The organism is Pedobacter sp. CAN_A7 (genome assembly GCF_015752175.1).
GTDB lineage: Bacteria > Bacteroidota > Bacteroidia > Sphingobacteriales > Sphingobacteriaceae > Pedobacter.
In genome coordinates, this window is sequence record NZ_JADOUW010000003.1 from 504,456 (window position 1) to 518,484 (window position 14,029).

Below are 14,029 nucleotides of genomic sequence, written 5' to 3' on the forward strand. Positions count from 1 at the left end.
GGTTAATAAATTCCAGTTACTTTCCACCACATGCCACCAAGTGCCATCCAAATGAAGAGTAGCGCTACACCAATGACTAAACCCATGGTCCACCATTGTTTAATATCTACATAACCACTACCAAAAAATACGGGTGCCGGTCCGTGAGCATAGTGTGTTAACGTTCCAAACAAAGATCCGGTAAAACCAAGCATGAGGGCTAGTAATAATGGCGGCACTCCCATAGCGATACCTACAGCAAGCAGGGCCGCATACATAGCTGCAACGTGCGCAGTTGCACTGGCAAAAAGATAGTGACTAAAGAAATAAGTGATCACAATGATTGGAAAAGCGATGGTCCATGATAAACCTAAAAGCATTTGTTGAATCAGCTTTCCAAACCAGGGAATAAAACCCAGTTCGTTTAAGGCGCCGGCCATCATCACCAGGGTGGCAAACCATACAATCGTATCCCAGGCACCTTTCTCTGCTTTAACATCTTCCCAGGTTAAAACCTGTGTAAGCAACAGTATGGTTAGGCCAATAAATGCAGTGGTAGTGGCATCAATTTTAAACAAATCGCCAGTAATCCAAAGAACAAGCAAAATGACAAAAGCCATCAGCATGAGTAACTCATTTTTGGTAATGGCCCCCATTTCTTTAAGTTTTACGATGGCCATAGCAGGCGCTTCTGTTGTTTTTTTCAGTTCTGGAGGAAAGATTTTATAAAGTAAAAATGGAATGACAACCATAGAAGCTAATCCGGGGACAATGGCTGCCCAAAACCACGACATCCAGCTGATCTGAATGCCCAGGTCAGCTGCAAATTTCTGACACATCGGGTTACTTGCTGTACCCGTTAAAAACATAGCAGAAGCAATCAGGTTCATGTAATAACTATTTAGTGTAAGATAAGCACCAACCTTTCTATGGGTTTCCGGTTTATCTGGCATAGAGCCAAGGCTCATGGACATGGATTTCATGATCGGATAAATAATTCCTCCCCCTCTTGCGGTATTGCTTGGTATAGCCGGCGCGAGGATTAAATCGGCAGCACCTAAACTATAAGCAAGCCCAAGTGGACTTTTACCAAAAAGTTTAATAAAAATGTAAGCAATTCTACTACCAAGACCTGTCTTGATAAAGCCTCTTGCAATAAAAAAACTGATTCCAATGAGCCAGATGACTTTGTCGCCAAATCCTTTCAAGGCTAGGGTAATGGATTTACCAGGGTTTCCTGGTGCCAGCACGCCTGTTAGAGCTACGAGTGCAATGGCCATCATACATAATGTACCCATGCTTGCCGCTTTTAAAATTATGCCGATAATAGTGGCCAGAAAGATGGCTAACAAATGCCAGGCTTCAGGTTTTACCCCGGATGGTGCTGGAATAAACCAGATAATTAAACCTACAGCCACAGTAATTAACAGTGGAATGAGTTGGATTTCTTTAGGATTCATGGTATGTGGAAGTGAAGGTTATAATCGGGATTGGACTTGCAGAATAAACAGGGAATTATTGTATTGTGTGCTACCGGCTTTATTGGTTTTATAGCGATCGATGTTAACGCCTAGCTGTATCCGCGCGTTATAAGCTTTTAGAAACTCCGCACTCAGCATAGGTGTTAAGGTTTCCCGTCGGCTACCCGGATTCCTGAAGTCTTTATCAAAGTATTCGTAGCGGCATGATAATTCGATGGAACTTAGCCGGTGATAATTGATGGCATAGCGAAGGTTAGGTAAAAAGTAAATGCCCCGCATTTGGTATTGACTTAAGCGAGGATCACGTACAGCTGAATCGAGGCCATTAAAAAGCGTATGGTTATTACCTTGTTTAGCTTCGGTTTCTATTTCAAGCGACCACTTTTTACTGAAGGGAATAATGGCAGACAGGTCAATTCCAGAGGCATAAGCGCTATTGCCTGAAACCAGGGCCATACCGCCATTGAGTCCGAGTTTGATATGCAAGCTTTTCTGAATGCCTAATTCTATTCGTGATGAAAAGTGTTTTCCATTATCACTGTCCATCACCTGGTTACGATTGTTGCCATTAGCTACTGTAAATTCATATTTAACAGGCAGGTTTTCACTGCTTATTCCACCAAAAACGCTGGCACCAATTTGAAAGCTTTGCCATCCGTTTTGACCAAAAGCGGCGTATTGGTTTGAATAATCCATGGATTTGATGACATCAACGGGATACATGTCTTCGAGTCCGAATGCAGGACGGAACTGACCCATTTTAAAGTTCAGATAGGGATTCATTTTATAGGTAATGTAAGCATTCTCTAAGACCTTATTCTTAGGGTCGGATTTAAAATCGGCCAGATTAATCAGTATGACTACATCCGTTCGATCTGATATTTTAGCTGCAAACTGTAACCTTGCTCTTTTAACGTCGAAATCATTATAGATCGATTTACCATCTACATGATGTAAGCCATTCAGGTCAATATCTTTATGTGTACTAAAAGAATACCTGGCTTGAAACAAGCCCTTCATTGTAATTTTAGGTATGACAGCATTTGTTTTTACCGTGTCCTTTTCCTGGGCATAGCCATTACAAAAAACACTTAAAAGGCAAAGCGTTAACAGGGCAGATCTGATCATAGGGGATTAAGTTATGGAGGTGGGACAAAGATGCAGGACGCTCTGTGAGAAAGAGTTGTTTGACATCACTACATTAAGTGACCTTCATCACCTAAAAATCAAGCAATACAGTTAATTCGCTAAAATTTGTTACATTTAATGGGCTTTATAGCCAACACGTTAATTATTGAAGAAAACAAAGGTATCCACGAAAGTGTTGAAGAAATCACCCTCGACATTGGAAAGATTTAATATGCAAAATTTCGAAGAAACTAGAAAGTTGTTAGACAATTCAAACATCTATTACGTGATAGCGGTTGACATGAACAGCAACTACTCTTATTTAAACAAACGTTATTCAACTATATTTGAGCCCATGCATGGCAGCCTGATCGGCAAACATTACTCGGTAACCATGCATCAGGATGACCTGGAGATTTGTAATGCTGTTTCCACCCAGGCTTTTACCTACCCGGAAAAAATATTCCCGGCTATTATCAGAAAATTTGATGGAAAAGGCGGTTATGTAATCACACAGTGGGAATATAAAGCCATGTGGGATGAAAATGGCCAACCTGAAGGTGTTTTTTGTATTGGCCATGACATTACCCAACACATGCAAACAAGCACGGAATTAAAACAAGCCAAAGCATCACTTTCAAAAACAAAAGTGACGTTGGAACAAATGGCTTACATGCAGTCCCACGTTATTAGGAAACCGCTTGCTAACATCATGGGATTGACACTTCTTTTGGATTCCATGGAAGTGGATCCCGGTTTAGTAAATATGGTAAAGATGATTAACGATAGTGCCAAAGACCTTGATCAGGTGATTAAGGATATGGCAGGCAAGTTGTAAGTTTTTCTTCATCAAGCATCCTGTTTGCAATGGCCGCTGATGCTGCTTCACTAAAATCTAGACCGGAATAATCCGGATTGTAGCCGCTAATGTAAGGAACGGCCATCATGTAAATTCGATCATTAAATGCTCCATAGTCATCAATTACCTGAAAATTATCATTGATGGCAAGCCCCGAAACGTTTAAGTAGTAGTCGTCATTGAACATGACTACCTCCTTGCCATCAGCGATCGCTTTTTCGCCTGCTAATGGTGAGGAGAACTTTATTCTGGCAGAACTTACTGTTTTGTTACGCAACAAGCTTTTGAAAGGGAAATCCTGGAAATCAAGTTGTGGCTGACCAATACAATCAATATAGGTATCAAATTGTACAGACTGCGCCTTACCGTTTTCATTAGTATAGTGGTAAATGACACCTCCTTCGGTAAGGGGTTCTACTTTACTCTCCTCTCCCACGGAAATCAAGTGGAGCACCCCTGCATGATGTAAGGCCAGCATTTCTTCGCATGAACTTTGCGGAATATAAGCAATCACAATAGAGATGAGTGGCATCAATGTTTGTTGAAGGCGAAGCATATCTTCTGCCGACAAGTACTTGGCCGGGTAATTTAAAGTAAAGCTCAGCACACCCAGCATTTCTTTCCAATAAACAGACTCTTTGCGTTGTATAGATTTTTCGGCCTCGGCATATTCTGCTTGCAACAATTGGAAAGGATCTAGTTGTTCCCTTAATTGTAACATCGCCGCAACAAATTGCTCAAGACTCATGTCTTTGATCTGCTCAAAAAATGCAGGCTCTTTTTCCCTGATGGGTGCTTTGAAATCCTGTTCAAACATATAATCCAGAGAAAGAAACCCATTGTTGCCCGCAATATGCGCTTTGATCTCCTCGCTATCCAATACAGAACGGTTCGTTAAATGTGAATCTTCCAGGTGGAACCTCACTGCAGGTAACATCCCATTGCGGGTATGCATGACTAATCTAAAGCGTTCACTTTGCGCTGATAGCTGGTAACACACTTTCCCTTGTTGATTTTTTTCGAACGTTCCGTTATGCCGGGCAAGTGTTCTGATGGCATCAACTGCGGTTAAAGAAGATCCTTTAAGCGCTACCGGATAATTACACACCATAGCTAATTTCTCTGGCGGGTAAGGGGAATCAAAATAACCAGGGATGTTATTTTCATGTTTAAGCGGCCATTGATGACCAATACAAATGGCCAGGTGATGAAACTTAAATAATTCCTCTCCATTGACCTCAACTTCGATGATTTCCTTTTCAGGATAATCAATAATATCAGTGATTTGGCTATGATATTGAACATGATAAATTATTCCTTTTTCTCTGGCTTGCTTTTCCAGCAGTCGAAACTGAGCTGTCAGGTATTGACCGAACAGCAAGCGTGGCAACACTTTATATTTGTTGAAACGTTTTGGATCAATATTGAATTTATCGAGTGTATCTTTTGGAACTGATTTAATCCAGTCTGTGATCGAAGTAACCAACAATGGTATTTCGTTACTCGACACATTAGTAATGTGCTCGTCGTTGGCACCAGCTTTACTATAAGGCATACCGGCACCCAAAAAGTCTTTTTGTTCAAAAATAGTGATTTCTAGATCTGTTCTACCAGATTCTACTAACCGTTTGAACATGAATAAACCGCTTGGCCCTCCCCCAAGAATGGCTACATGTTTTTTGTTTCTCAATTGTATTTAAGCTAATATGAAGACCTTATTAACACGCTGAACAGGTGATTGTTTGAACAAAAATAAAACAGCTAGAACCTAAAATCTTGGAAATTACATGTATGTAGACCAGCAGCTTTAAGGCTGACCCCCACCCCCTGCAGCACCATAAATCTGCCCTGTAGAATAACTGGCATCACTAGCTGCCAGCTGAACATAAATAGAACCTAATTCAGCTGGCTGACCTGGTCTGCCAAATGGCGTATCCCCACCAAAGCTTTTTAGTTTTTTCATTGTTGCTCCACCACTAACCTGTAAAGGAGTCCATATTGGTCCTGGTGCCACGCCGTTTACACGAATGCCTTTAGGGGCTAACTGCTTTGCCAAGGACCTCACATAAGCGGTATTTGCAGCTTTAGTCTGTGCATAGTCAAACAACTCGGCGGAAGGATCAGTGGCTTGAACAGAAGTGGTAGCAATGATAACCGATCCTGGTTTTAAGTGTGGTAAAGCAGCTTTAGTAATCCAGAATGGTGCATACACATTAGTTTTCATGGTCGCATCAAAATCTTCAGGAGAGAGATCCATTATTGATTCCCGGGTTTGCTGGCGCGCAGCATTGTTAACAAGAATATCTAAACCACCTAAACCTTTTACTGCTTCATCGACCAGGCGATTACAGAAAGTCTCTTCACGTATATCACCCGGAATGGCGACTGCTATTCGTCCTTCTTTTTTTATGAGTTCAATAACTTCTTTTGCATCCGGTTCTTCAGCAGGAAGGTAATTGATGGCCACATCCGCACCTTCACGCGCATAAGCAATAGCTGCAGCCCTGCCCATTCCCGAGTCTCCACCAGTAATTAAGGCCTTCCTTCCAACTAATCGGCCACTACCCTTATAGCTGGTTTCGCCATGGTCGGGACGTGGATCCATTTTACTTGCCAGTCCAGGCCAAGGCTGTTTCTGCTCTTTAAAAGGTGGTTTAGGAAATTTAGTGGTGGGGTCTTCCAAACCAACGGCAGTTGCAGCAGCACTAAGTGGCGCAGCTGCAGCATTGAAAACCGGCCCCACAGCCACTGCTGCTATACCCAATCCTAAACCGCCAATAGCTTTACGTCGATTAATTTTGTTATCGTCACCAATAGAATTATTCTTTGTGTTTTCCATGATCATATTCTTAATTCAACTTCAATTATTTAATCAGCTCAAAATTTATTTATCCATGTTAGCCAGACATGTAATTGCAACACCCTCAAATAAAGAATGTTTAAAAAAAATTGCTTTTTCGAAAACGCTTAATTACTTACTTTTTTCCAAAACTATAATGCTTTGGGAAGTTTTACTATGCCCAGCTTAAGTGCTAAGATTAATCATACGGATAGCTCATTTCTGAAGCTTAAAAAACCACTTTATTGAAAAGATAGAATGATAGCAGGTTTTAGGAATATAATTTTTATTATTGCAGCATAACATTAAAATATCATAACACTATGCACGTAGGCGAAATCAATGTATTACAAGCGATTATTGAGCTTGAGTTAAGGGTTGGAACATTAGAAAGAGGCTTAGACTTTATTTCTAAAAACAATGCTAAACTTGTACAACCAAGTCAGGCACAAATTGAACGATTCCGCGACGAAACTATTGCCCAGCTGCAAAAGGTTTACCCATCACTTGGCATCAATTCAAAATAGCGATACCATTCTAATCCAGGAACAAATTCACCTGCCGACACTTTAAATACAGGACGGCCTGGTTATTTGTCGATGAAATTAATCATTTAAGATCCGACATGTATACCAGATTAAAAAGTGGCTTAAGCCATGGTTTAAGGCGATTTTTTCCATTCGTTCCAGCACTGTTTCTGACCTTAATTCTGGTGCGCGGATTGGAATTGACCAAAGTTTCATCTAATTCTTGGCCGACTAATGGAATGATATGGGCTGACCTGCTTTTCTTTTTGCAACTGCTCCCATTGTTTTTTTGCTTATTCCTGGTAATTAACTATCTGTCACCAAAACGCTCTCAACTAATACTTTTCCTGATTGGGAGCCTCTGGCTTTTTATTTACAGTGCATTGGTTACCTATTTTGTGACCGCCCATGTTCCTTTAGGAGCAGATATGTTAGGTTATTCCATTAGCGATGGTGTTAAAATCATACATGAAAGTATAACTATCAATTTATTCTTACTTGTTGTATTTATTTTACCCATTCTTATTTTCTGGCTTTTATTAAAGGCATTTAAAAAAAGGCAATGGAATCCCCTACTTACATTAATATTAATTGTAGGAGGACTTATAATCCCCATTGTTGGATTTTCTGTGCCATCAGCCCCCGCTCCCGAAAACAATGAATATGCCCTATACACCACTCAAAATAAGGGTGCTTTTTTTATAGATAGCCTGATTGACTATTTCATTAATGATGCCATACCTGAGGCTAGTGAGGTGGCGTTGGAATACCTGGATCCTAAATTCCCATTTTTGAGAATAGAAAATACGCCAGACGTACTCAGCGATTTTTTTACGGCTGACTCCGTTAAACCCAACATTGTCATCATTCAGGTTGAAGGCTTAGGTAGAGCCTTTAGTGGCCCAAAGGCTTATCTTGGTAGCTTTACCCCTTTCTTAGATGAACTTGCTGAAAAAAGCATCTATTTTGAGAACTTTCTATCAGCCCAGGGAAGAACCTTTGCAGCGTTGCCCAGTATTTTAGGCTCATTGCCTTTTGCAGAAACTGGTTTTAGTGACTTAGAACACCAAATGCCTGAATTTGAATCATTAATTAGCATTGCAAATAAAAATGGCTATCAAAGCACGTATTATGGCGGTTTTGAGATGGACTTTGACCACCAGGGACTTTTCATGAAAAAAGCCGGGATAGGTAAAATTGTGAGTATGAAAGATTTTGATAAAGAACTTACGATGGCTTCTCCATTGGGATTTAGCGATCGTGATTTGATGGAGAAAGTACTTGCGGCAGAAAATTCAAAACAACCTACTTTCAGCTTTATCCAAACCCTGAGCATGCATAATCCATTCACTGTGCCAGATCAGGAGAATTACTTGCAGTTAGTGGAAACACACATGAGTAAGCTCGGTTTTACGGATGTTAAAAAGCAACAAAACAGGCCCTATAAACAAATATTTGCAAGCATATTATATACAGATGAGGCGTTGAGGTTTTACTTCGAGTCCTACGCCAAATTACCAGCTTATCAAAATACGATATTTATCATCACCGGAGATCATCGTTTGCCTGAAATTCCACTCTCTACAAAGATTGATCGTTACCATGTACCGCTAATCATCTTTTCTCCGATGTTGAAAAGAAGTGTAAAGATCAGTGCAATCTCTTCACATTTAGACATTGCGCCATCATTTTCAGTGTTTTTCAAAAACAGTTACCAGATGAAGACACCGGAAAAAGTAACTTGGGTGGGAACCGGTCTGGATGTAAATCCAGGTTTTAGAAATATTCATGAGTATCCCTTAAAGCAAGGGAAAACGGTGTTACACAATTACATTAGTGGCTTATATTATTTAGATGGGGGAAAATTATTCACCATGGGATCAAATTTAGATCTTGAGCCGGTTTCAAATGCCGAAGAACTGAAACGTATACGAGCAAATTTCAACCAGTATCAGTTAAAAAATCAAAGTTTTCTGAACATTAAAAAGCTTAAACCTGATTCACAATTAGTTTCAAAGGGGAGTAATCACAAAAAAACAGATGCCGATTAACATCAGCACCTGTTTTTAAGTTATAATGAGCAGAACTGCCAGGGATAAAAGAGAAATTAAGGTTTTAAAACTACTTTAACACAGTCGTCCTGCTTTTCGTCAAAGATTTTATATCCTTTAGCTACCTCACTTAAAGGCAGGGTGTGCGTGATGATGTCATCAAGCACCACCTTTTCTTCCTTGACAAGAGTGATCAGGTGATCAATATAATTCAATACTGGTGCCTGTCCTTGTTTTATGGTGATGCCTTTATCAAAAATGCGGAATAACGGGAAATTATCAAAAGGACTACCATAGACACCTAAGATTGACACCGTACCGCTTCGTCTGACGGCTTCAAAGCACATCTCCAAAACTTTCATACTTCCTTTTTCGAAGTTGATTGTGGCCTTAACTTTATCTAAGAAATTACGCTCAGGTTCAAAGCCCACCGCCTCAATACAAACATCGGCACCACGTCCCTGGGTCATGTCACGTATGGCCTGAACCACATCTACTTTATGTGGGTTAAGTATATCCACATTATTTACTGCCTTCGCTTTTTCCAGCCTGTAATCCAGTGGATCAATAGCAATCACCCTACTTGCACCATGTAACCATGCCGCTTTCTGTGCCATTAGTCCAACGGGGCCTGAGCCAAAAATAGCTACTACCTCTCCCCCTTTAAGTTGTGCCCAGTCTACACCTGACCAACCCGTGGGAAATATATCGGTTAAAAATAATGCTTGCTCATCAGTTAACTGATCAGGAATAATACGCGGACTTACATCTGCGTAAGGTACCCGTACGTATTCTGCCTGGCCGCCCGAATAGCCCCCGTAAAGGTCTGTATAACCAAACAAGGCCGCGCCCTTCTGGTCCATCATATCACCGTTGGGACCATAATGTTTATAGTTCGAATTCTCACAACTTGGTGAGGCACCATGATTACAGAAAAAACAATGACCACAGGCAATGGGAAAGGGAACGATCACCCGGTCACCTTTTTTTAAATTTTTTACCTCCGCACCAACTTCTTCTACAATGCCCATAAATTCATGGCCCATCACCATATCTGTGGTTTGCGGGACTGCTCCACTTAAAATATGAAGATCAGATCCGCATATTGCGGTCGAGGTCACTTTAAGAATGATATCGGTAGCCAGCTCGATCCTTGGATCGGCGACGGTAGTATAGCTAATGTCTCCAGGTTTGTGAAATACTGCTGCTTTCATAGTAGAAATTTAATAGATGTGTAATTTTAACAGCATCAGGTATAGATTGTTTAAAAAACAACTATTTAATTTTCCGTAAACAATATTCACTTTTATGTGTTTTAGCGTGTGCAGAAGTACAGACCGCCTATGCTAATAGAAGTGAAATGTCAATCCCTGCTACTTTTCATCCTGACCCAGCGCTTGCAAGTTGCATACTTTCTTATGGTATTGCAGAAGTGGCCGAATCTACGGTCGCACCCTTCTTTTCTCCTCCTATTGGTTTAAGTGCTTTTATCATTCAACATCAAAGCTCAACTGGCACCGTGGTTGCCTTTGTCCAGGGCCATCCCATGCAGGTTAATCAAGCTATTGCTACCGGACAGCTCACCTCGGCCATAACCGGATATTACACAGGGAAAGTAAAAACATTGTTGATATTTTTCCACCCTTTAGGCATGCATCAGTTATTTGGTTTGGATATGCACAAGCTGACAAACACATCGATGAACTTATTGGTTTTGTTAGGCAAAGAAAAAGGTAAATATTTACTAAACAGGTTAGAAAAAACAGAAGATAATTTATCGTTGGTTTACATACTAAATGACTTTTTTAAGAACCAAATTTCTGTGTTGAACGATACCACTGGAATTAGGAAGGTGCTGGATTTCATCCACCTTCATCAAGGTAATGTTTCAATAAAGGAAATCGAAGAACATTGTTATGTACATCGGAAAAGTATAGAACGCCATTTTTTATATCAAGTAGGTTTAAGTCCGAAAATATATACAAGTATTTACCGATTTAAATGTTTGATGAATTACTTGCAGCAACACCCCAATACCAGCTGGCTTCAACTATCGAGTATAACAGGTTATTATGATCAGTCGCATATGGTTCGTTATTTCAAAGAATACCTTAAGGTAGCACCAAAAGAACTGGTTACGCTTGACACCGAACTGATTAACTACTTATTAAGCAGGTCATGACATGAACAAAATATGCTTGTATTTTGTCGCATTTGTACAAGATAAATGTAGGTAAACAAGGTAATTTTGAACATTACCTACACCTTCAAATCTAAAAAACAATGAAAACGTCAACACAAAAATGCCGGCTATTGTTACTGTTGCTAGCAACAATAGGTATAGGCCAGGTATCTGCGCAAAAGTTACACAAAGAGGCCCTGGCATTCACCAAGTCCTACCAGGAAAATTATAATAATGGCAATTTAGCAGCATTAATGACGATGTATGCTGACGAAATTACCTCCGTTAATAGTGATGGCACGTCGGAAAAATTGCCTAAAAGCTATTATGAGAAGGATTACATCCGAGACTTTGGCGAAACAGCCGGCACTTTTTTCACGCTCAAGGTTAATCAAACTGAGCAACTGGCTGATGGAAGAATAAAAATATCAGGTGCATTTGACGGCTATGATTTTGATCGTAAATCAAACAAAAAGCTCAACCCAACTGTGGGTACCTTTGAAAATGTGATTATGAAGGAAGGCGGAAAATGGAAGTTTACGCAAATAAAATCTGTTTTCGCTATGGAGAAGGTAATAAAAGAGGTAAGAACCTTGGTCCAGGATTATCAGGATGCTTATAATAAAGAAGATGCTGCGGCAATCCAGGCATTTCTCACTACCGATGCGACAAGGATCATGCCGGATGGTAAGGTTGATAAAGGAGCAGAAAACATTGCAAAACAGTATGCAGAGGCCTTTAAAAATGCAAATGCTGCTATGACTTTAAAATTAGCTAACCTACAGCCACAATTTGATCAAAGTGTGGTTGCTAGCGGTACGTATAGCGTATACGGTACAGATGAAAAAGGCGAGAGGGTTTCGGGGAATGGCAGTTATCACAATATACTTGTCAACGAAAATGGACAATGGAAATTGAAAGAAATAAAAATAGGCGGGTTAGTGAAGGTTGTGGTGACCATCAAAGTAACGGATTATGAAAAATGGAGGGAGAGCTTCGACGAATTCAGGCGGGTGCGCCGTGATGCGGGTGAATTAACTTTCGAAGTGAGTACATCCGCAGATGATCCAAAGTCGGTGTGTATCATTAGTGAATGGGAATCAGTTGAAAAAGCAAAAGCTTTTTTTGCCCTACCAGAATTGGTAGAGCGGAGAAAAAAATTAGGGGTAACCACTGATATTAATATTATGTTTTTGGAAAAAAAATAAATCCCTCGGCCTTCCAGTTTCCATCACTTTTAGCGATCATTTGGTGTACCTCACCCGGTGTCATGTATGCTTGCCAGGCTTTCATCGCAGCGTTGTTCTGAGCTTTAACTCCGCTCGTTATAGCCAGACCCATCATGACCATAACAGATAACATTAGCTTTTTCATGTCATTTAATTAAATTATGTCTCCCCTAAATTTACGAAAAAAAAGATTTTAAATAAGGTGTTTGAATCGCTTGATTAGTCTTAGGAATTAATGTTACGCCTGGTCACAAGAAGTGATATATCAATTACCATAGGCAACGACGTGTGGAAGCAAAAAAAACAGGTGCTGAAATAATCAGCACCTGTTTTTCGATATATATAAGGGTTGAACGATTAATATACGCCGATGTATTGGTTACCTGGTTTGTTAACCAATTTAGCACCTACAGTCATCTCCCCAGTCTTTTTGCTGAATACAAGGATGTTACCATCCTGACCAACAGGGGCCACGGCAATAAATACGTCGTCTCCGTGCATAGTAACGGATTGTATCTGGTTAAAACTCAATTGACCTTCATTAGCAATAGCATATTTAGTCGCTGTTTTGGTGTTCAGGTCTATACGTGCAATATAACCACCCGTACGGGTTCCGGCATTATTTAACACACTGTAAACAACAAAACCAATACCATCACCAGCATACTTCCAGGTTTCGATATAGGTATTATTAAGGCTTAAGGCCTGATCAAGACTAAATACATAGTCGTTATCATACTCGTTAGATGAAGAACTTAACCTTAGAATTTTAGAACCACCAGTTCCCACTTTCTCACCAGAAGTAGCTTGATACACATGTCCGTCTGTACCAACATATTGCATGGTACTGCGGTAACCATTGGTATTACCCTTGGTTTTTGTGGAAGTAAGCACTTTAGGATTTGCAAGCGAAGGATAATCTAACACCAATGTTTTGGCCCAGCTTTTATCACTTGCATTGTCTGCAGCAAATACCGGCAAACCATCTGTACCCAAAGTAAAAGTTTTAATATTGTGTTTGGATACCGCAGCACCAATAAATACTTTGTTTCCGGCTTTATTAACCACAGGAACATCTATACGGCTAACATAATAACCCGCAGCAACTTCTTCAGCAGTAAGTTTTAATTGAAAATCAGCAATTTTGGTGATTTGTGGGTTATTAAGGTCTAAACTAATGACATCAACTGATGTAGTTCTTTCCTGAAATACAAAATTAGGCGCAGTACCTGTATAAACAGTTGGATTGGCTTCTGCTTTTACGGCTACACCAACACCTTCAACTGCTTTTAACCAACGTGGAGAAGCACTTACATAGGCAGAGGTTTCAACTTCGGCACCCTCTGCTCTGAAATCTTTACCACCATTTACACTGTATTTGTTAAAAATTCCACCATCTTCACCGGTATATTGGATGTTATAAAGGAATTTCCCATCGGCAGAAGCCTGTAAACGTGCGGTACGCTGTGATTTAACAGCCATGCCCTGATCAAAAACATTTACAGTGATGTTAGGGTTTTTTGCATCAGTTGCAGTTAAGCTATACACCATTGTTCCGGCATCCCCGTCGCCAATGGTTGGATTTGTAGGATCGTCGATAGCACCTGAAAGTGTGATCCAGCGGTCTGCGTCTGGCACTTCATCGCCACCATTGACAGAATCTTTTTTACAAGCCGACAATGACAGCACTGTTACTGCTGCACCTAACATTATGGTTCTTAATAGTTCTTTTTTCATATTTATTATTATTAATT

The 14,029-nt window shown here is 40.3% G+C and carries 12 protein-coding genes; 5 read left to right on the forward strand and 7 right to left on the reverse strand.

Translation table 11 applies throughout. The features are described from left to right. Positions 1–2: 2 nt before the first annotated feature. Together IWX76_RS13655 and IWX76_RS13660 are read right to left on the reverse strand one after the other, a co-directional pair. Complete coding sequence (locus tag IWX76_RS13655) at positions 3–1,439, reverse strand: anion permease (protein ID WP_196860521.1); 1,437 nt, start codon at positions 1,437–1,439, stop codon at positions 3–5. A gap of 18 nt (positions 1,440–1,457) precedes the next feature. Beyond that, positions 1,458–2,588 carry a porin gene (locus IWX76_RS13660; protein WP_196860522.1) on the reverse strand — a complete coding sequence of 377 codons (1,131 nt, stop codon included), beginning with the start codon at positions 2,586–2,588 and terminating at the stop codon, positions 1,458–1,460. A 232-nt stretch (positions 2,589–2,820) separates the two neighbouring features. On the opposite strand from IWX76_RS13660, the gene IWX76_RS13665 reads away from it, so the two are divergent. Next, on the forward strand, positions 2,821–3,426 hold the full coding sequence (locus tag IWX76_RS13665; RefSeq protein WP_196860523.1) for a PAS domain S-box protein: 606 nt from the start codon (positions 2,821–2,823) through the stop codon (positions 3,424–3,426). Here the strand turns inward: IWX76_RS13665 and IWX76_RS13670 are convergent. Next, on the reverse strand, positions 3,401–5,137 hold the full coding sequence (locus tag IWX76_RS13670; RefSeq protein WP_196860524.1) for an FAD/NAD(P)-binding protein: 1,737 nt from the start codon (positions 5,135–5,137) through the stop codon (positions 3,401–3,403). The two genes, IWX76_RS13665 and IWX76_RS13670, sit on opposite strands and share 26 nt — an antisense overlap. 117 nt (positions 5,138–5,254) lie before the next feature. Continuing rightward, on the reverse strand, positions 5,255–6,286 hold the full coding sequence (locus IWX76_RS13675) for an SDR family oxidoreductase (protein ID WP_196860525.1): 1,032 nt from the start codon (positions 6,284–6,286) through the stop codon (positions 5,255–5,257). 323 nt (positions 6,287–6,609) lie between these two features. Here IWX76_RS13675 and IWX76_RS13680 point away from each other — a divergent pair, with 323 nt between their 5' ends. Together IWX76_RS13680 and IWX76_RS13685 are read left to right on the forward strand one after the other, a co-directional pair. Next, on the forward strand, positions 6,610–6,813 hold the full coding sequence (locus IWX76_RS13680; RefSeq protein WP_196860526.1) for a hypothetical protein: 204 nt from the start codon (positions 6,610–6,612) through the stop codon (positions 6,811–6,813). A 98-nt stretch (positions 6,814–6,911) separates the two neighbouring features. Next, the gene (locus tag IWX76_RS13685; protein WP_196860527.1) at positions 6,912–8,864 is read left to right on the forward strand and encodes an LTA synthase family protein; all 1,953 of its coding nucleotides are present in this window, start codon (positions 6,912–6,914) and stop codon (positions 8,862–8,864) included. Between the two features lie 56 nt (positions 8,865–8,920). Here IWX76_RS13685 and IWX76_RS13690 read toward each other — a convergent pair whose 3' ends face one another. Beyond that, a complete protein-coding gene (locus IWX76_RS13690; protein WP_196860528.1) occupies positions 8,921–10,078 on the reverse strand; it encodes a zinc-dependent alcohol dehydrogenase in 1,158 nt (385 codons plus the stop codon). 146 nt (positions 10,079–10,224) lie between these two features. Between IWX76_RS13690 and IWX76_RS13695 the strand changes: the two genes are divergently transcribed. Both IWX76_RS13695 and IWX76_RS13700 read left to right on the forward strand, forming a co-directional pair. Further along, positions 10,225–11,046, forward strand: a complete 822-nt coding sequence (locus IWX76_RS13695) for a DUF6597 domain-containing transcriptional factor (RefSeq protein ID WP_196860529.1) — start codon at positions 10,225–10,227, stop codon at positions 11,044–11,046. Positions 11,047–11,147: 101 nt separating this feature from the next. After that, positions 11,148–12,254: an SgcJ/EcaC family oxidoreductase gene (locus IWX76_RS13700; RefSeq protein WP_196860530.1), complete on the forward strand. Its 1,107-nt coding sequence runs from the start codon at positions 11,148–11,150 to the stop codon at positions 12,252–12,254. Here the strand turns inward: IWX76_RS13700 and IWX76_RS13705 are convergent. Both IWX76_RS13705 and IWX76_RS13710 read right to left on the reverse strand, forming a co-directional pair. After that, on the reverse strand, positions 12,232–12,420 hold the full coding sequence (locus IWX76_RS13705) for a hypothetical protein (RefSeq protein WP_196860531.1): 189 nt from the start codon (positions 12,418–12,420) through the stop codon (positions 12,232–12,234). The genes IWX76_RS13700 and IWX76_RS13705 overlap by 23 nt on opposite strands. A gap of 212 nt (positions 12,421–12,632) precedes the next feature. Beyond that, positions 12,633–14,012 carry a hypothetical protein gene (locus tag IWX76_RS13710; protein WP_196860532.1) on the reverse strand — a complete coding sequence of 460 codons (1,380 nt, stop codon included), beginning with the start codon at positions 14,010–14,012 and terminating at the stop codon, positions 12,633–12,635. Positions 14,013–14,029: the final 17 nt, after the last annotated feature.

Excerpts from the sequence above, each read along its gene's own strand:
- IWX76_RS13655 (WP_196860521.1), bottom strand. The coding sequence starts at position 1,439 with ATGAATCCTAAAGAAATCCAACTCATTCCACTGTTAATTACTGTGGCT.
- IWX76_RS13660 (WP_196860522.1), bottom strand. The coding sequence starts at position 2,588 with ATGATCAGATCTGCCCTGTTAACGCTTTGCCTTTTAAGTGTTTTTTGT.
- IWX76_RS13665 (WP_196860523.1), top strand. The coding sequence starts at position 2,821 with ATGCAAAATTTCGAAGAAACTAGAAAGTTGTTAGACAATTCAAACATC.
- IWX76_RS13675 (WP_196860525.1), bottom strand. The coding sequence starts at position 6,286 with ATGGAAAACACAAAGAATAATTCTATTGGTGACGATAACAAAATTAAT.
- IWX76_RS13680 (WP_196860526.1), top strand. The coding sequence starts at position 6,610 with ATGCACGTAGGCGAAATCAATGTATTACAAGCGATTATTGAGCTTGAG.
- IWX76_RS13685 (WP_196860527.1), top strand. The coding sequence starts at position 6,912 with ATGTATACCAGATTAAAAAGTGGCTTAAGCCATGGTTTAAGGCGATTT.
- IWX76_RS13690 (WP_196860528.1), bottom strand. The coding sequence starts at position 10,078 with ATGAAAGCAGCAGTATTTCACAAACCTGGAGACATTAGCTATACTACC.
- IWX76_RS13695 (WP_196860529.1), top strand. The coding sequence starts at position 10,225 with ATGTCAATCCCTGCTACTTTTCATCCTGACCCAGCGCTTGCAAGTTGC.
- IWX76_RS13700 (WP_196860530.1), top strand. The coding sequence starts at position 11,148 with ATGAAAACGTCAACACAAAAATGCCGGCTATTGTTACTGTTGCTAGCA.
- IWX76_RS13705 (WP_196860531.1), bottom strand. The coding sequence starts at position 12,420 with ATGAAAAAGCTAATGTTATCTGTTATGGTCATGATGGGTCTGGCTATA.
- IWX76_RS13710 (WP_196860532.1), bottom strand. The coding sequence starts at position 14,012 with ATGAAAAAAGAACTATTAAGAACCATAATGTTAGGTGCAGCAGTAACA.